This window comes from Methylosinus sp. LW4 (assembly GCF_000379125.1).
GTDB lineage: Bacteria > Pseudomonadota > Alphaproteobacteria > Rhizobiales > Beijerinckiaceae > Methylosinus.
This window is the reverse complement of the sequence record NZ_KB900626.1, coordinates 2,700,132-2,716,355: the sequence shown is the minus strand read 5'-3', so window position 1 is coordinate 2,716,355 and position 16,224 is coordinate 2,700,132. Positions and strand designations below refer to the sequence as shown.

Annotated in this window: 17 protein-coding genes; 11 read left to right on the top strand and 6 right to left on the bottom strand. The window is 67.2% G+C overall.

Annotated elements, in window-relative coordinates; all coding sequences use genetic code 11:
* Positions 1-231 precede the first annotated feature (231 nt).
* Positions 232-765, top strand: coding sequence for a DUF6101 family protein (locus tag METLW4_RS0113625; protein ID WP_018266769.1), 534 nt, complete (start codon positions 232-234; stop codon positions 763-765).
* Here METLW4_RS0113625 and ubiA read toward each other — a convergent pair.
* Together ubiA and METLW4_RS0113615 are read right to left on the bottom strand one after the other, a co-directional pair.
* Positions 756-1,709 (bottom strand): 4-hydroxybenzoate octaprenyltransferase, encoded by a 954-nt coding sequence (gene ubiA, locus METLW4_RS0113620; protein ID WP_018266768.1) that lies wholly within the window; start codon positions 1,707-1,709, stop codon positions 756-758. The genes METLW4_RS0113625 and ubiA overlap by 10 nt on opposite strands.
* A complete protein-coding gene (locus tag METLW4_RS0113615; protein WP_245258453.1) occupies positions 1,706-2,182 on the bottom strand; it encodes a hypothetical protein in 477 nt (158 codons plus the stop codon). The genes ubiA and METLW4_RS0113615 overlap by 4 nt, the downstream gene beginning before the upstream one ends.
* 128 nt (positions 2,183-2,310) lie before the next feature.
* Between METLW4_RS0113615 and METLW4_RS0113610 the strand changes: the two genes are divergently transcribed.
* Positions 2,311-3,054 carry a 16S rRNA (uracil(1498)-N(3))-methyltransferase gene (locus METLW4_RS0113610; RefSeq protein WP_026191497.1) on the top strand — a complete coding sequence of 248 codons (744 nt, stop codon included), beginning with the start codon at positions 2,311-2,313 and terminating at the stop codon, positions 3,052-3,054.
* Between the two features lie 195 nt (positions 3,055-3,249).
* The gene (locus tag METLW4_RS24865; protein ID WP_157235120.1) at positions 3,250-3,555 is read left to right on the top strand and encodes a hypothetical protein; all 306 of its coding nucleotides are present in this window, start codon (positions 3,250-3,252) and stop codon (positions 3,553-3,555) included.
* Between the two features lie 148 nt (positions 3,556-3,703).
* Here the strand turns inward: METLW4_RS24865 and METLW4_RS0113600 are convergent, their stop codons facing one another.
* The 3 genes from METLW4_RS0113600 to METLW4_RS0113585 form a co-directional block, all read right to left on the bottom strand.
* Positions 3,704-5,437 (bottom strand): methyltransferase domain-containing protein, encoded by a 1,734-nt coding sequence (locus METLW4_RS0113600; RefSeq protein WP_018266764.1) that lies wholly within the window; start codon positions 5,435-5,437, stop codon positions 3,704-3,706.
* 376 nt (positions 5,438-5,813) lie between these two features.
* Positions 5,814-6,242 carry a hypothetical protein gene (locus tag METLW4_RS0113590; protein WP_018266762.1) on the bottom strand — a complete coding sequence of 143 codons (429 nt, stop codon included), beginning with the start codon at positions 6,240-6,242 and terminating at the stop codon, positions 5,814-5,816.
* Positions 6,242-8,095, bottom strand: a complete 1,854-nt coding sequence (locus METLW4_RS0113585) for a methylmalonyl-CoA mutase family protein (protein WP_026191496.1) — start codon at positions 8,093-8,095, stop codon at positions 6,242-6,244. Before METLW4_RS0113585 ends, METLW4_RS0113590 begins: the two co-directional genes overlap by 1 nt.
* A gap of 190 nt (positions 8,096-8,285) precedes the next feature.
* Between METLW4_RS0113585 and METLW4_RS0113580 the strand changes: the two genes are divergently transcribed.
* The 8 genes from METLW4_RS0113580 to METLW4_RS26550 are packed head-to-tail and all read left to right on the top strand — an operon-like array spanning position 8,286 to position 15,417.
* Positions 8,286-8,561 carry an acyl carrier protein gene (locus METLW4_RS0113580; RefSeq protein WP_026191495.1) on the top strand — a complete coding sequence of 92 codons (276 nt, stop codon included), beginning with the start codon at positions 8,286-8,288 and terminating at the stop codon, positions 8,559-8,561.
* 1 nt (position 8,562) lies between these two features.
* On the top strand, positions 8,563-9,807 hold the full coding sequence (locus METLW4_RS0113575; protein WP_018266759.1) for a beta-ketoacyl-[acyl-carrier-protein] synthase family protein: 1,245 nt from the start codon (positions 8,563-8,565) through the stop codon (positions 9,805-9,807).
* Entirely contained in the window at positions 9,808-10,224 is a 417-nt protein-coding gene (locus METLW4_RS0113570; protein WP_018266758.1) for a hypothetical protein, read from the top strand.
* Complete coding sequence (locus METLW4_RS0113565) at positions 10,221-10,640, top strand: MaoC family dehydratase (protein ID WP_018266757.1); 420 nt, start codon at positions 10,221-10,223, stop codon at positions 10,638-10,640. The genes METLW4_RS0113570 and METLW4_RS0113565 overlap by 4 nt, the downstream gene beginning before the upstream one ends.
* The gene (locus METLW4_RS0113560) at positions 10,637-11,434 is read left to right on the top strand and encodes an SDR family NAD(P)-dependent oxidoreductase (RefSeq protein ID WP_018266756.1); all 798 of its coding nucleotides are present in this window, start codon (positions 10,637-10,639) and stop codon (positions 11,432-11,434) included. The genes METLW4_RS0113565 and METLW4_RS0113560 overlap by 4 nt, the downstream gene beginning before the upstream one ends.
* Positions 11,431-12,612 carry a glycosyltransferase gene (locus METLW4_RS0113555; protein WP_018266755.1) on the top strand — a complete coding sequence of 394 codons (1,182 nt, stop codon included), beginning with the start codon at positions 11,431-11,433 and terminating at the stop codon, positions 12,610-12,612. Before METLW4_RS0113560 ends, METLW4_RS0113555 begins: the two co-directional genes overlap by 4 nt.
* 6 nt (positions 12,613-12,618) lie before the next feature.
* Complete coding sequence (locus METLW4_RS0113550) at positions 12,619-13,923, top strand: glycosyltransferase family 2 protein (protein WP_018266754.1); 1,305 nt, start codon at positions 12,619-12,621, stop codon at positions 13,921-13,923.
* Positions 13,924-13,974: 51 nt separating this feature from the next.
* Complete coding sequence (locus tag METLW4_RS26550; RefSeq protein WP_018266753.1) at positions 13,975-15,417, top strand: outer membrane protein; 1,443 nt, start codon at positions 13,975-13,977, stop codon at positions 15,415-15,417.
* 4 nt (positions 15,418-15,421) lie between these two features.
* On the opposite strand, the gene METLW4_RS0113540 is transcribed toward METLW4_RS26550, so the two are convergent.
* Positions 15,422-16,153 (bottom strand): YqgE/AlgH family protein, encoded by a 732-nt coding sequence (locus METLW4_RS0113540; protein WP_018266752.1) that lies wholly within the window; start codon positions 16,151-16,153, stop codon positions 15,422-15,424.
* Positions 16,154-16,224 lie beyond the last annotated feature (71 nt).

The window sequence follows — 16,224 nt, the reverse complement described above, 5'->3', positions numbered from 1 at the left end:
CGTTAAGCGAGCGGAGCCCCTCCCGCAAGGCGGTCTTTTCGGCGAATTGCCGCGAATTTCGACGATCTCGTTTGCCGGGCGCTAACCCAAAGCTCGCGAATCGGTCGAAAAGGCAATGGTTTACGGGCGATTCACCAGCCTTGTTAGCGAGCTTTGCCGCAACCGTCGCCCAACATGCGACCCATGAAACGCGAGATCAGTCGCGAAGGTCACATCTCGGGGAGCGAGCGCATGTTCGAGACCAAAGCCATGGCGGAGACGCAGCTTCAATTCGCCGTTCAGCGCGATCGGCGCGCCGACGGCGGCCAGCGCCAGGTGCGCGTCGGCCGGCGCGACATTCTGATTTCCCGGCGCTTTGCCGGAATGTCCATGATGATCAGCGTGCCGGTGCAGGCCTATCGCGGCGTCGCTCTGGATGTCGAGCCGAGGCTGGACGGCGGCGCCTCCTACCGCCTGTCGCTCGCCCATCAGGACCCCGATCTCGACGTCGTTCTCACCGAGACGGCCGATGGCGGCGCGATCTCGGCGGATTGGAAATATTGGGCGTCCTATCTCGATCTGCCGCGCCTCGCGGCGCGCGGCGGCGAGCTGGAGACCATCGATCCGCGCCTCGGCGGCGTCGCGCTGCGCGAGACGATCGCGCGCCGCAAGAACTCCACGGTCATCAAGCGCCGTCCGCGCTTCTGCGCGCGCCGCAAGCAGGGCGAAGGCGAGCGCATGGCGACGGTCTATGAGGGCGAGCGCGAGATCGTCTGCTATGAATAAGCGAGAATGGCGCTCTGCGCCGCGAGGCCGGCGAAGAGCAGCAGGCCGGCGTCGCGATTGGAGCGGAACAGCATGAGCGCCGTCTCCGGCGCGGCGGAGTCGCTGGTCCGATAAACCTGCCAGCAAAAATGCGCCGCATAGGCGGCGAGGCCAAGCTGCGCGAAGCCGCCGACATCGGCGGACAGCAGCGCCAATTCCGCGAGGACGGCGGAGCCGAGATAGAGCGCGCCGACCGCGAGCCGCACGCGCGCGCCGAACAGCAGCGCCGTCGAGCGCACGCCCGCAATGGCGTCGTCGCGCTTGTCCTGCAGCGCATAGATCGTGTCGAAGCCGATCGTCCACAAAATCGCCGAGGCGTAGAGCAGGACGGCCGGAAGGCCGAGCCCGCCGGCGAGCGCCGTCCAGCCGAGCAGCGCGCCATAAGCGAAAGCCAGCCCCAGCACCGCCTGCGGCCAGGAGGTGACGCGCTTGGCGAAAGGATAGATCAGCACGATCAGCGGCGAGGCGAAGCCGAGCGCGATGGTGAAGCCGTTGAAGGACAGAAGAACGCCGAGCCCGACGAGGCATTGCGCCACGAGAAAGGCGATCGCAGCGCGCAAGGAGACGCGGCCGCTGGCCAGCGGACGCAGCCGCGTGCGCTCCACCTTCGCGTCGATCTTGCGGTCGACGATGTCGTTATAGGTGGAGCCGGCGCCGCGCATGGAGACCGCGCCGATGAAGAAGAGCAGCAAATGCCAGACATTGAGCGGCGCGCCGAGCGCCGCGGCGGCGAGCGCGCTGCCTTGCCAGCAGGGCAGCAGCAGCAGCCACCAGCCGATCGGCCGATCGAGGCGGGCGAGCTGCACATAGGGACGGAGCGGGTCCGGCGCGAGGCGCCACAGCGGATGGTCGGCGACGGCGTCGGGCAGCCGCGGCTCGTCCTGAGGCCGTTCCGCAGCGCTCACAGCGGGCCGGCGGGCAGCTTCTGCGCCTGCGGGCCGATGCCGGCGGCCTGCTCTTCCTGCATTTTCTTCGCCTTGGCGGCGACGGCGCAGGCCTGGGCGGCGAAAGTCTGCGTCTTGCCGCGGGCCTGTTTGAAGCCGTCGACCATGGCTTCCGGTATGTTGCACCAGTCCTTGTTCTTCTCGATATAGGCGGCCATCTCGGTCTCTATGGAGACGAGCTTGCGCGCCACCGGACAGGCCGCGACCGGGTCCATCTTGCCCTTGGACGCCTTGCCGATATTGTTGAGCGTCTGGATCTGCGACATGCGCCGCTGCGAGAGCTTCTGAAAATCCTCCTGGCAGGACTGAGCCAGAGCGGTCGACGCCCCCGCCGTCGCGAGAAGAAGTCCCAAAATCGGCGCGCCGGCGATCATGCCTGCGACATTTCGCGCCCGCTGTCCGCTCCTGGCCGTGATTGCACCCTTGGCCCTCATGGCGGCGATCCCCTTGTTATGGTTTATGCGGTCTTAGCAAGAGACTTGCGCCTCTTGCAAGCATCCGGCAGTTTCGCGGATAAAGCGGCGGCTTGATGGCGCTCCGCTCTCACCCTCCGGGAAAGCTCGTGTCACGTTACGATTTCTCCGCGCAGAGGCTCTTCGTCGAGGCGCGCCTCGAGGCCGGAGCGCGTATCATTCCCGACGCCGATCGGCTCAATTATCTGTTGAATGTGCTGCGTCTGCGCGAGGGCGACGCGATCTTGCTGTTCAACGGCCGCGACGGGGAATGGCGCGCGAATCTCGAGGAGGTGGCCAAGCGCAAGGCGATTCTCGTCGCCAAGGAGCGCCTGCGCGCGCAGACCCTCGCCGCCGATCTCCATTACTGCTTCGCGCCGCTGAAGCATGCGCGGCTCGACTATATGGCCCAAAAGGCGACAGAGATGGGCGCCGCGCGCCTCGCCCCGATCATCACCCGCCGCACACAGGCGCGCCGCGTCAATCTGGAGCGCCTCGCCGCCAATGTGGTGGAGGCGGCCGAGCAATGCGGCGTGCTGAGCGTGCCGGAGGTGGTGGAGGAGGTCGCGCTGGAGGCCTATCTCGCCGCGCGCGAGGCGGGGCGGCTGCTCGTCTTCTGCGACGAGGACGCCGTGCATGCCGATCCCGTCGCGGCCCTGCGCGTGGCGCCGGCGCATGCGGGCGTCGATGTTCTGGTCGGCCCGGAGGGGGGCTTCGATCCCGCCGAGCGGGAGGCGATCCTCGCCGCGCCGCTGGTCGCGCGCCTCTCGCTCGGCCCGCGCATCTTGCGGGCGGACACGGCCGCCGTCGCGGCGCTGACATTGGCGCAGGCGGTTCTCGGCGATTGGCGCTGATGACGGCCTCGAGCGACACGATCCTGCCACGATTGTTCGACCTTATTGGACCTAAGTGGTCGCCGTCGCGTGACCCCTCGCGTCGAAGCGTGCGAAGTAACGAGTTGGTAAACATCCGGCGGCAACATCGGGAGGCGCGCAAGGCGCGTCGACTCGGTTGTTGCGATGCGAGACATTTTCGAGGCTGATCTGCGAATGACCGTTTTCACCGCCGAAGCTCGCGGGCTCGACGTCCGCCGTCTTTTCGCTTGCCTGTGCCTTTGCGCCGCCTTCGGCGCGCCGGCCGCGGAGGCGCAGACGACCGGCTCGATTCCCTCCGGCGGGCGCTGCGCCCGTTTCGGCGAGGGCTTCGTCCCGGTCTCCGGCTCGGATAATTGCGTGCGTCTCGGCGGCCATGTGCGCGCCGGCGATCTCGGCCCCGGCTGGGGGCAGGCCGGCGTGCGGCCGATCGGCCATTCCTATGTGCGCGCGCCGAGCGCCCCCGGCCTCTATGCGCGCTGAAGGCGCGCCCGCTCTCGAGGTCCTTTTCGCGCTCGCGACGTCATGCCCGGGCTCGTCCACGACGAGCCCGGGCATGACGCTGCTGCGCGGGACCGGCTCTCGCCGGGGTCGGGAGCCGTAAGGGGCTTCCGGTCGGAGACGCGCTCCGTCAGGACGGCTTTTCGACCGCGAAGGCCCAGGCGCCGCCGTCGAGATCGAAGCGATCGATCTGCGGCCAGCGCGCGCGCAAATGGCGCAGAATGTCCAGCCGCACCGGCGACACATAATCCTCGGTCACGATCGGACGGAAGTGCTGAGCCGCCTTGAAATAGGCGGGCGCGGGCTGGCGGTTTAAATTGTCGGAGTCGAAGATGAACTCCACCGCTTGATCGGCGTGATGCGGGTGAATGCCGCGATGATCGGAGAGATAGCGCGCGATCGTCTCGCGATCATAGAGAAGATGCATATGGCTCGGCAGCTGGCGTTGCGTGAAATCGAGCGCTGGATTGCCGCCGTCGAGATAGAGATGATGGCCGGTCGCGCCCGTCCACACCGGGCCGAATTCGGTGAAGACGACGCCGCCATTCTTGGTGAGGCGCGCGGATTCACGGCAGGCGGCTTCGATATCGCGCATATGCTCCCACACCGACATGAAGACCACGGCGTCGAAGGAGTTGTCGTCGAATGAGGTGCGGCCGCAAATATCGTCTATGATGACGGGGAAGGCGGAGCCTTGCGCGTCGATGTGGTCTTCCCACAGAGCGAGGCGCTTGGCGGAGGCGATGTGCTCCTGCGCCATCAGCGATTGCGCCTGCGCCTCCGAATAGCCGACGAGCAGCACATTCTTGCCGGCGAGGCTCACATGCCCGCGAATCCGCTCTATGGAGTTGGGCGCGTAATTGAGCAGCGGTCCGGGATAGGGAAGCTTCTCGATCGGCGGCAGCTCGTCGAAGGGCGCGCTGTTCTCGTCGATCGCCTCGGTGAAATAGAACAGAAAGTCGAATTGACGCGGCGACGTCTTCAGCACATCGGGAATGTCGAGCTCGGCGACATCCTTCAATGTCGGCGAATTCACATTCTTCAGCTCGGGCGTATGCTCGGCCAGGAATTTGGTGACGACCTCGGCGTTCGACTCGCGGAAGCCGCGATAATTGTGCTTGCCGAAGCGCGTCGGCTTCGCCACCACTTCCGTATTGTCGCGTGTGCGCTCGACGATCGATTGCATCTTCAGCGCGAGCGCCTCCATGCCGCCCATGCTGGAGAAATGCCAGCCGCCATTGGGCACGCGGCGCTCGTAGGAATAGAGCTCGCGATCATAGCCGAGATTGAGACAGCCGCTGCGCGGGCTGATCGGATCGCCCATGCGCGCGCCTTGCGGCATGATGTTCTTCAGCAGGCCATATCCGCAGGCGACCGTGCCGAGCCAAGGCAGATTGTTGAAGTGGCTGATCGTCTCATTGTTCACGAAATATTTCTTCATCACCATGTCGAAGATGGCGATGTTGCGCGGATTGTCGAGCAGCGCGGGAAGCTGCTTCACGCATTCGGCGCGCGGAATTTCGTCTATGTCCGACACCATGATGATGGCGTCGTCGGGAAGGCCCATCAAGGACAGCGGACGCAGAATGCAGTTTCTCTGCAGATTTTCGACGATCCATCCGAGCTCGCGCGCGCTGCCGAAGGCGCCGGGCATGTCGTCGATCAAATAATGGAGAATGTCATAGCCGGCGTCGCGCAGCTCGGCGACCGCGTCACGAAGCAATATCGGCTTGGGCGCGCCTGTATGCGTCTTCGAGGATTCAACGACGACGAAAGCGTCCACGACATTGGTCAGCTCGGCGACTCGCACCAAGAGCATATCGATTTCGTTGAATCCGATAACACAGTCGACGATCTTCGGCATAGGCCACCATCGTTCCGAAAGCTGAAAGCGGCCGTTTATCTCATGGCGCCGCCGGTGCTGTCCACAAAGGACTCCCGCATCGAAGCAATGGCGCGCGCGTGCGCAGCATCGCTGCGATGCGATAAGGGTGAAGTCGTGGACGTCGCCGCAATGAAGCGCGGCTCTGCTCGGCGCGCGATCACGAAAGACAGATCGGCGGCGCTGAAAACAAAAGGCGCCGCGCGTCATCATTCTCGCGATGACTTTGGAGTGTGCGCGGCTCGGCGCCTATGCTCGGGGTTGTCGCGCGGCGCGCCGATTGACGGCTCGCCGCTGCGAGAAAAGAGCGCGCGCTATTCTCGTGGCGCGCGCTGAAGACAGGGAAGGTCGCGAAAGATCAATTCCCCGCGCGCTGAGCGCCGCCGCGATGGGCGCGCCAAGTGCCGCCGCATTTGTCGGTGGATGAGGACCACGCGCCTTGCCCGGCGTTGCCGTGCAAATGGCCATGGGCGCGGGCCACGCGGCCGCCCTGCGTGGTGAAGCGCGTCATGATGGCGCCGTCGCCTTCCACATAGCCCCAATGCGCCATGCGGCCGGCGGCGAGCGCTGCGGCGCCGGCCTGCGTGCCGACGAGAAGATCGCCGCGAATCTCGATCGAGTCGGGCAGAAGCCCCGGGCAGGAGCCGACGGTCGTGCGCGCCTCGAACGCCCAGCCGCCGTCATAGCGGCCGGCCTCGGGCGCAGCGCTCGCCGATTCGCGCGGAGCCGCTTCGGCGGCGCCGATCGCCATCATCGAAGCAAAAATGAAAATTCCCAGCCCCCGCATCACCCGGCCTCCTCGAACGCACGCTGCAGCGTGTCGAACATATCGCCGCCAGCGTAAATAAATTCTGCAACGCCCGCCGCTCTCAGCGCCGTCTCGAGCTCTCCCGGCCGGCCGGCGAGATAGACCCGCGCGCCGGCGGCGGCGAGATCGCGCGCCGCCTGCTCGGCTTTTTCCGCATAGATCGCGTCGGACGAGCAGATGCATGCGAGTTTCGCGCCGCTCGCGCGAAAGCCCGCCGCGACATCCGCGCCCTCGTCGCCGAACACGGCCTCTATGCCGCCCGCCTCGAAAAAATTCTTGGCGAAATTGGCGCGCGCGGTGAAGACGGCCACCGCGCCGAGATTGGCCAGAAAAATTCGCGGACGCGCGCCCTTCGCCGCAGCGGCGTCGGAGCGTTCGCGCAGCGTCTCGAAAGGCTCGGCGAGACGACGCGGCCGCAGAGGCGGCGATTTCAGCGCGCCGGCGGGGGCGGGCGCCTCTGCGAGCGCGGCGTCGAAAGGCGCCAGCGTCGCCACAGGCGCTTCGCCGATATCGGGAAACGCGTTGGAGCCGGTGATCTTGTCGCGCGAGCGCGCGACATTCTGCGCGCGCTTGCCGGCGACCTCGGCGACGCGGCCCTGGAAGGAGCCCTTCTCCAGCGCCGCGGCGAGGCCGCCCTCGGCTTCGAGGCTCTGGAACTCGGCCCAGCCGCGCTCGCAGAGCGCCTCGGTCAGCGCCTCCATGCCGCCGGAGCCGCTCGCCGGATCGTCGACCGCATAGATGTGGGATTCGTCCTGCAGCACCAGCTGCGTGTCGCGCGCGAGGCGACGGGCGAAATCATCCGGGGCGCCGAGCGCCTGGGTGAAGGGCAGAACGGTCACGGCGTCGGCGCCGCCGATCGCCGCGCCGAAAGAGGCGAGCGTCGCGCGCAGCAGATTGGTCCAAGGGTCGCGCCGCGTCATCATGCGCCACGCCGTCTCGGCGTGGACGAAGATCGGCGCCGGCGCGAGGCCGCAAGCCTCCTCCACGCGCGCGAACAGGCGCCGCAGAGCGCGGAACTTGGCGATGGTGACGAATTCATCGGCGTCCGCCGCGAGGCGGAAGGCGAGCAGCGCGCGCGCTTCGTCGAGCGCGACGCCGCCCGCCTCGAGGGCGCGCAGATAGGCGAGCGCGGCGGCGAGCGCGAAGCCGAGCTCCTGCGCCTCCGTCCCGCCGGCGGCGTGGATCACGCGGGCGTCGGCGGCGACGGTCCCGAAACGATAGCCGGCCGAGGCGAGGCTCTTGGCGCGCGCCGCGAAGGATTTGCTCTCCTCGCCCCAAGGCGCGGGGGAAAAGCCGTGCAGCGCCTTGGCGCCGAGCGGATCGAGCCCGAAGGAGAGGCGCGTGATGCTCGGCTCTATATGGGCGCGATCGAGGATGCGCAGCAGCGTGTCCGCCGCTTTCGGCGCGGCTGGGGAAAACTCCACCAGCGCGGGAATTCCGTAGTCGAAGCGGATCTTGTCGAAGACATGGGCGAGCGCCTCCTCGCCATCGTCGGTAAGGCCCGTTCCATAGGCGCCCTGCGCGCCCGCGAAGACGATGTGCAAGCCGTCGGCGCCGCCCTCGAGATCGCCGAGCGCGAGGGCGTTGGCGGCGTCGGGGCCGGAAACGTCGACCCGCGCCAAAATGGACCAGCGGCCGGCCGCGGCGCGCAGCGCGCGCGGACCCGGCGCGGTCGCGCGCGGATAGAGCGGGGATATCTCCACCCCGTCATAGGTCTTGGATATCAGCCGGTCGAAGGACGCGCCCTTGAGCGCCCGGTCGACGATTTTGCGCCAGCCCTCCTCGTTTCCCGGTGGAAAAACGCCGGCCAGCGGCGCGTCTTGCAAACTCATGAGCGAGCCTCGAACAATGACGGGGTTGCGGGCGTCTTCTTGCATGAAGCGCCGCGCGCCGCCACCCATATCCGCAGCCTTCTCCCGCGCCGGGCTTTATTTTCGCCTCCGGGCGCCTTAACGAGAACGCGACGCCGCCCGCCGCGAGGAGGCGGCCCGACTGGCTGAGAAACCCTGAACGGAGGTGGACGTGGCTGAAGATCCGCAGGATAAGGCCAAGCTCGTCGAAGAGATCATCGAGGTCATCGCCAAGGAAGGCATGATCGACCGCACGAAGGTCACGCCCGATGCGACGATCGAGAGCCTCGGCCTCAAATCGGTCGATATCGTCATGATTCTCACGGCGCTCGAGGAAAAGTTCAACGTCTATATCCCGATGGATGGCGCTCTGCAGGACGCCAAGAATGTCGAGGGATTGATCGACGCCATCGCCGAATATGTGTCGAAAGAGAGAGAGAAACAATAATATGGCCGCTTCGTCCGGGGGCGTCGGCGAGCGTCGGGTGGTGATTTCGGGCATGGGCGCCGTCTCGGCGGCGGGCGTCGGCGCCGCGGCGCTGTGGACGGCGGCCCGGGACGGAGTCTCGCAAATCCGGCCGCTCGTGACCGAATATCCCTATGACGGCCGCATCAGGATCGCGGCGCAGGTTCCCGGCTTCGATCCGTCGCAATATCTCGAGAAGGCGCTTCTCACCTTCTGCGATCCGTTCACGCAATTCACGCTGGTCGCCGCCGATGAGGCGGTCGCTCAGGCCGGCTTTGCGCGCGAGGAGCTCTCCGGCCCGCGCGTCGGCGTCATCGTCGGCTCCGGCATCGGCGGGATGACGACGATCGACAATGGCCTGCGCCATTACTATCAGGAGCGCATAAGGCCCGATCCGTTCAGCGTCCCGCGCCTCATTCCGAGCGCCGCGCCGACGACGCTCGGCATGCGCTATTCCGCCAATGGCCCGACTTTCGCGCTCGGCAGCGCCTGCTCCTCGGCCAGCCAGGCGGTGGGGCTCGGCGCGCAGATGATCCGCTTCGGCCTCATGGACCGCGCCATCGTCGGCGGCGCCGAGGCCTGCGTCATCAATGGCACCATCCGCGCCTGGGAAGGGCTGCGCGTGATGACGCCGGATTTCTGCCGGCCCTTCTCCATGGGCCGCAACGGCATGAGCCTCGGCGAGGGCGCCGCGGTCTTCGTGCTGGAGACGCTGGAATCGGCGCAAAAGCGCGGACATGCGCCGCTCTGCGAGCTCGCCGGCTATGGCACGACGAGCGACGCCAAGGATTTCGTGCGGCCCGATCTCGACGGAATGACCGGCGCGATGCAGGCGGCCCTCGCCGACGCCGGGCTCGGCCCGGAGGCGATCGACTATCTCAACGCCCATGGCACGGCGACCCACGCCAATGACGTCACCGAGGCGGCCGCCATCGGCCGCGTGTTCGGCGAGCGCGCCGCGCATCTGCCGGTCTCCTCCACCAAGCCGATCCACGGCCACGCTCTGGGCGCCAGCGCCGGGCTCGAGCTGGCGCTGACGATCCGCGCGCTGCAGGAGCAGATCGCGCCGCCGACCATCAATTTCCTCGGCTTCGATCCGCGCTGCCCGATAGACGCCGTACCCAATGAGGCGCGCCGCGTCGAGATTCGCACGGCCATGTCCAACTCCTTCGCCTTCGGCGGGATCAACGCCGTGCTGATCGTGCGCGCGCTCGCGGGAGAGGCCTAGATGGCCGAAGCGCCCGAGAGCGGCGAGACGCGGATCGGCCCACTGCGCGTCGTGGCGGACGAAGAGCGCATCGCGCGCTACCGCCGCGAGACCGGCTTTCCCGACACGCTGGAGAAGATCGTGCCGGTCGCCTTTCCCGCCGTGTGGATGACGACAGAGGAGATCGAGACGGCGATCCGCGATTTTTTGGCGGACGCCGATGTGGTTCCGGTGCACGAGTCGCAGAGCTTCCATTATTTCGCGCCGCTGCGCGTCGGCGAGAGCTATGATCTGACCGTCTCCATGCGCCGCGAGGCGGAGCCGCCGCGCCTCGCCGTCAACGCCAACCTCATGACGACAGGCGGCGAGCCGCGCCTGCACGCCGAGACGCTTTTGCGCATCGTGCCGCGCCCGGCGGGCGTCGGGGGCGCTCCGTGAGCGGCGCCTATCTGCCCGCGGTCGGCGAACGCCTGCCGGACTGGCGGATCGGCCCCTTCGACGCCGCCGCGCTCGCCGCCTATGCGGAGGCCTCCGGCGACGCCAATCCGCTGCATCTCGACGAGGATCTGGCGCGCGCCATCGGCTTTCCCGCGCCGCCGGTCCATGGCATGAAGCTTCTCGCCGCCTTCGAGCCGCTGCTCAGCGCTTGGCGGCGCGATTTGTTTCTGGCGCGGCTCTCCGGCAAATTCGTGCAGCCGGTGCTGCGCGGCGAGGCGGTGACGCTCACCGCCCGCGTGCTGCGCTCATCCCCCGAGGAGGGAGTGTTCTTGCGACTTCTGGCCTATGGCGAAACGCGCGCGCCGGCGATCGTCGGCGAGGCGCTGATGACCCTGCCGCGAAAGCTCCGCCGGTGAAGCGCGGGGCGCGGCGCATTCTCGTCACCGGCGCATCCAGCGGCATCGGCCGCGCGCTGGCGCTGCGCTATGCGCAGGAGGGGCGCAGCCTCGCGCTGTTCGGCCGCGACGCTGCGCGGCTGGAAGCGGTCGCCGCCGACTGCCGGGCCAAGGGGGCCGAGGCGGACGTCTCCATCGCGGATGTGCGCGACCGGGCCGCAATGGCGGAGCGCATCGCCGCGGCGGATGCGCGCGAGCCTCTCGATCTCGTCATCGCCAACGCCGGCGTCTCCACCGGCCTCTCCCGCGGCCAGATCGCCGAGGATCCCGAGGCGGTTCGCGGCACGCTGTCGATCAATGTGCTCGGCGTGTTCAACACGGTGGAGCCGGCCATAGAGGCGATGACGGCGCGCCGGCGCGGGCAGATCGCCGTCGTCGGCTCAATGGCCGGGCTGCGCGGGCTGCCCTATTCGCCGGCCTATTGCGCCAGCAAGGCCGCGGTTCATCTCTATGCCGATTCCCTGCGCGGCGCGCTCGCCCCGCATGGCGTGCATGTGAGCCTGATCGTCCCCGGCTTCGTGGCGACGCCGATGACGGACAAGCTGAAGGCGTGGCAGGCCGGCAAGGTCAGCGACGAGAAAGCGGCGGAGATCATCATGCGCGGTCTGGACAGACGTGCGGCGGTGATCGCCTTTCCGCTCTTCGTCTATTATGCGATGAAGCTGTTTGCGATGCTGCCGCCCCGCACTGTCGATTCGGTCATGCGGCTCTTCGAAGTGTCCGTGCCTCAGACCCATGAACGGGAGAAGCCGTGATCGACAGCATCTTGTCTTCGCTCGTCGTTCTGTCGGCTGTGTTCTGGGCCTGCTCCGCCTTGCTGCTGCTTCTCTCGGTGACGGCGGCGCTCATCCATCCCTGGCTCGTCGCCATGCGCGGAACCAGCCGGGAGCAACCGCCCGTCTCGCTCGTCCTGCCGGTGAAAATGCTGGACCAGAGCTTCGAGCGCGCTCAAGAATCGGCTCTCGCGCAGACTTATCCACAATTGGAGGCGCTGGCCTCGGCGACGGAGGCGGACTCCCCCGCCATTGCGGCGATGCGCGACATCTTCGCGCGTCATCCGCAGATCGAGTCGCGCATTCTCCACTCCACGGCGCGTTTCGCCGCGAGTCCCAAGGTCGACAATCTCTTCGCGCCCGTCAATGCGGCGCGCAACGATGTGATCTTCATGAAGGACTCCAACATCGTGCTGGAGCCGGACGACCTTTCCGAGACGATGCGCCATTTGAAGCCCGGCGTCGGCATGGTCTGCGCTATTCCCTATGCGGCGCGGCCGGAGAATTTCGCCGCGCTGGTCGAGGCCGGCATAATGAACGGCCCGCATCAGCGCATGCTGTTCGCGGCCTCCGCGCTCGGCGGCGGCTTCGGCGTCGGCAAGATCATGCTGTTTCGCCGCAGCGATTTTCTGCGCGCCGGCGGCTTTGCGGCTATCGCCCATACGGTGGGCGAGGACAACGCCACCGCCAAGGCGCTGGGCCGCATCAAGCTTCGCACCGTCTTCTCGCATCGGCTGGTGCGCCAGGAATTGGGCGAGCGCGATCTCCGCGACGTCTATAATCGGCAATTGCGCTGGAGCGTGGTGCGCCGCGACGACGAGATCCTCTCCTTCCTGGCCGAGCCCTTCTGCCAGGCGCTGCCGGCCTTCGCGGCGGCGGCGATCGGCTCGCCGCTCGCCGGCGTGACGCCGATGACGGCCTTGACCGTCACTTTTGGTCTGTGGCTAAGCTCGGAGACGCTGCTTTCCATCGCCAAGGGGTGGAAGGTATCTTGGTCCGCGCCGGTGATTTTTCTGACGCGCGAGGCGTTGATGTTCGCAGTGTGGCTGCACGCTTGGACAGCCACCAAGGTCGTCTGGGCCAGGACGACGATCGACACGCGCTCCTGCGGCGAGGCGGCCGCCGCGACGGAGCCGCAAGTCGCGAAGGAAGAAGGATAAAACCGCTTGATCCTCGCTCTTCTGCAGTTTCTCGTCGATAGCGTCTGGCTCGTCGCGGCGCTGATCATGATCCTGATCGGCGCCGGCTTCGTCGCGATCATCGCCCGCTTCCTCTTCGATCAATTGCGCGGCGCGCGCGATCCCGAGGCGATCGTCCTGCCCGAGGAGGAGCTGCCGCATGTGCTGCTGCAGATCCCCGTCTTCAACGAGGCCGAGGTGACGGAGCAGGCGCTGCGCTGCGTCGCCGAGCTCGATTGGCCCAAGGACCGGCTGCATATTCAGCTGCTCGACGATTCGACCGACGAGACGCCCGTGCGCGCCGAGGCGGTGGCGATCGAGCTGCGCGCCAAGGGCGTCGACATTCATCATGTGCGCCGCGCCGATCGCTCCGGCTTCAAGGCCGGCGCCTGCGCCGAGGGGCTGAAGCTCTTCGACGCGCCCTATATCGCCATGCTGGACGCCGATTTCCGTCCGCCGGCCGACTGGCTGCGCCGCACCGTGCCGCTGCTGGTGAAGGACGATCGCGCCGGCTTCGTGCAATCGCGCTGCGAATTCTCCAATTATCGCAAGAATTGGCTGACGCGGGCGCAAGGTCTCGTGCAGGACGGCCATTTCCTCGTTGAGCAACGCACGCGCGCGCTCGCCGGCTGGCTGTTCCAATTCAACGGCACCGGCGGCATCTGGCGCCGTCAGACGATCGAGGCCGCCGGCGGCTGGTCCGATTACTCGCTCTGCGAGGATTTGGACCTCACCGTGCGCGCGGCGCTCGGCGGCTGGCATGGCATCTTCGTGTCCGAGCCGCCCATTCCCGGCCAGGTGCCGGAGGGGCTGCGCGACTATCGCCGCCAGCAGCGCCGCTGGTCCAACGGCTTCGTGCAAGTGGCGCAGAAGACCGTTCTGCCGCTGTGGAACGCGCCCTGGTCGCTGACCCGCCGCGTCGCCGCCATTGTGCTCATCGTGCATCAGATCTTCTTCCCGACGGCGGCGATCGGCCTCATCTGCCTGCTGCTCGGCGTGATCCTGCGCGGCTCGCTGGCGCCCTATCTGCCGGTGCTGGAGTTCATCTTCCTCGAGACGCTGGTCGTCGTGCTCGGCTTCACGCTTCTGCCCTATCTGGCGCTGAAGCGCGGCTCGCTGACCGATTATGTGAAGACCATGGTCTCGGTGCCGCCGCTGATGATCTATCTCGCCTTCTCCAATGGCGCGAAGATTTTGCAGACGATGCGCGGCCGCAAATCCACCTTCAAGCGCACGCCGAAGACGGAAGTGGCGGCGGCGACTGCGACGCCGACGATTCAAGAAGCGGAGTGAGGCGGCCCGGGGACGGTCACAGTCCCCGGACGTGCGAAAGGCGTGCGTCGCGTGAAGGTGAAACGAAGCGAAGGGCGCTGCGCCCGATTTCGCGGCGAGGCGAGAAGGCGGCTCGCATTCGCGCTGATCGCGGGCTTTCCTTTCGCCCTCTCCCCCGCGAAGGCGGGGCCGCCGTTCCTGACCGACGATCCCGAGCCGGTCGAATACGGCCATTATGAATTCTACGTTTTCTCGCAAGGCGCACGCGCCGGCGGCGAGACGAGCGGCGTCGCGCCCGCTTGCGACTGCAATTTCGGCGTGCTCCCCAATGTGCAATTCCATGTGCAGCCCGGCATGGCCTTCCGGCGGCCCGGCGGCGGCGATCTGTTCTGGGGCGCCGGCGATGTCGAGCTCGGCGTCAAATATCGCTTCCTCGAGCAGGACAAGGACGGCGCCGCGCCATCCGCGGCCTTTTATCCGCTGATCGAAACGCCGACAGGAGACGCATCGCGCGGCCTTAGCGGCGGTCGCGCCCGCGTCTTTCTCCCTGTCTGGCTGCAGAAGGATTTCGGCGATTGGTCGACCTTCGGCGGCGGCGGCTATTGGATCAATCCCGGCCCCGGCGCGCGGAACTTCGGCTTTCTCGGCTGGGCGCTGCTGCGCAAGATCGACGAGCGGCTGACGCTCGGCGCCGAAATATTTCACCAGACGCCCAGCGAGGTCGGAGCTGCTGCGACGACGGGCTTCAACGTCGGCGCGATCTACGATCTCTCGCCCCGCTATCATTTGCTGGCGTCGCTCGGTCGCGCTCTGACGCGTCCGAAGGAGACCGGGCAATTCACCTGGTACCTCGGCTTTCAGGTCACCGATGGCGAAGAGGCTTCGAAAAGCGCGAGCGAAGCTCCGCGCTCTTCCGCGACCGTCGACTGGTCTGGATTTCACGCCGGACTTTCGCTTGGCGGTCTCTTTCGCCGCACGGGAGAAACGCTCGTCGTCGGCTATTCCGCGACGCCGGACGCGCCGAGCGGATCGCGCGGAGCGGCGCTCGGCGGCTTCGCCGGCTATGACGCGCAGCTCGGCTCAGCGGTGCTCGGCGTGGAGACCGATGTGGAGGCGGGAAGCGTCTCGGGCGCGACCTTCGGATCGCGTGGGGGCGCGCGGTTGCGCAATGACGCGCGCGCCTCCTTGCGCGGCCGTGTCGGCCTCGCTCGCGACCGCGGCCTATTCTATGCGACCGGCGGCCTCACTGTCGCCGACGTCTCGGCGACCGCGATGGGCGAGCCCTTCGATCGGGCGCAGACCGGCTGGACCATCGGCGGCGGGGTCGAATATGCGCTCGCCGATCACTGGAGCGGGCGCGTGGAGTATCGCCATGGCCGCCCCGGCGAGATCGCCTTCGCCTCGTCGAGCTTCGACGGCAATCTCTACCGCATCCGCCTGAAGGAGGAGACCATTCGGCTCGCGCTCGCCTATCGCTTCGGGCTGGACGCGCCGGAGGAGAAAGAGGGGAATTAGCCGGTCACGCGTGGCCGGCGGCCGAGGACAGCCGCGCCAGATCTATGCCGATGAGGCGCAGGGCGCGCGCATATTTCGACTCGAGATCGGTGTCGAACAATATGGCGGGGTCGGCCGGGCAGTTGAGCCAGCCATTGTGCTGGATCTCATTCTCGAGCTGGCCGGGGTCCCAGCCGGCGTAGCCCAGCGCCAGCAGCGCTCGATTCGGCCCCTCGCCGGAGGCGATGGCGCGCAGAATGTCGATGGTGGCGGTCAGGGACACGCCATCGTCGATTGGCAGCGTCGAATTGTCGATGAAGAAATCCGAGGAATGCAGCACGAAGCCGCGGTCGGTCTGCACCGGGCCGCCCTGCAGCACTTGGATCGTCTCGGTCTCCTTGGGCAGGCTGATGCGCTCCTGCGGCGCGATGATCTGCAGCTGCACCAGAAGATCGGGGAAATTTCGGACCTGCGAGGGCTGATTGACGACAATGCCCATGGCGCCGTCTTCCGAATGGGCGCAGAGATAGATGACCGAGCGCGCGAAACGCTCGTCGACCATGCCGGGCATCGCCACCAGCATCTGCCCGTCGAGATAGCGCCTGCCGGAAGATTTGGAGCCCGCGCCCGTCTCGCGCCCCGCCTCGGGACCGCGGATGATCGGAACGGAGGAGCCGGCGACGCGCGAGCCCGCCGACCGCCGGGCTGCGCGGGCGGCCGATTTCTCGAGGCCTTGTTTCTTGCCGACCGGGCTCATAGGGTCATACTACGCGCGGCGCAAACGCATAACAAGCGCCGTTAGACGACGTAAAAACCGGCGCGGGGGGC

Bases quoted from the DNA above. Each gene is read 5' to 3' on its own strand.
- METLW4_RS0113625 (WP_018266769.1), top strand. From the start codon at position 232: ATGTTCGAGACCAAAGCCATGGCGGAGACGCAGCTTCAATTCGCCGTT.
- METLW4_RS0113540 (WP_018266752.1), bottom strand. From the start codon at position 16,153: ATGAGCCCGGTCGGCAAGAAACAAGGCCTCGAGAAATCGGCCGCCCGC.
- METLW4_RS0113570 (WP_018266758.1), top strand. From the start codon at position 9,808: ATGGCCGAAGCGCCCGAGAGCGGCGAGACGCGGATCGGCCCACTGCGC.
- METLW4_RS0113590 (WP_018266762.1), bottom strand. From the start codon at position 6,242: ATGCGGGGGCTGGGAATTTTCATTTTTGCTTCGATGATGGCGATCGGC.
- METLW4_RS24865 (WP_157235120.1), top strand. From the start codon at position 3,250: ATGACCGTTTTCACCGCCGAAGCTCGCGGGCTCGACGTCCGCCGTCTT.
- METLW4_RS0113615 (WP_245258453.1), bottom strand. From the start codon at position 2,182: ATGAGGGCCAAGGGTGCAATCACGGCCAGGAGCGGACAGCGGGCGCGA.
- METLW4_RS0113575 (WP_018266759.1), top strand. From the start codon at position 8,563: ATGGCCGCTTCGTCCGGGGGCGTCGGCGAGCGTCGGGTGGTGATTTCG.
- METLW4_RS0113600 (WP_018266764.1), bottom strand. From the start codon at position 5,437: ATGCCGAAGATCGTCGACTGTGTTATCGGATTCAACGAAATCGATATG.
- METLW4_RS0113585 (WP_026191496.1), bottom strand. From the start codon at position 8,095: ATGAGTTTGCAAGACGCGCCGCTGGCCGGCGTTTTTCCACCGGGAAAC.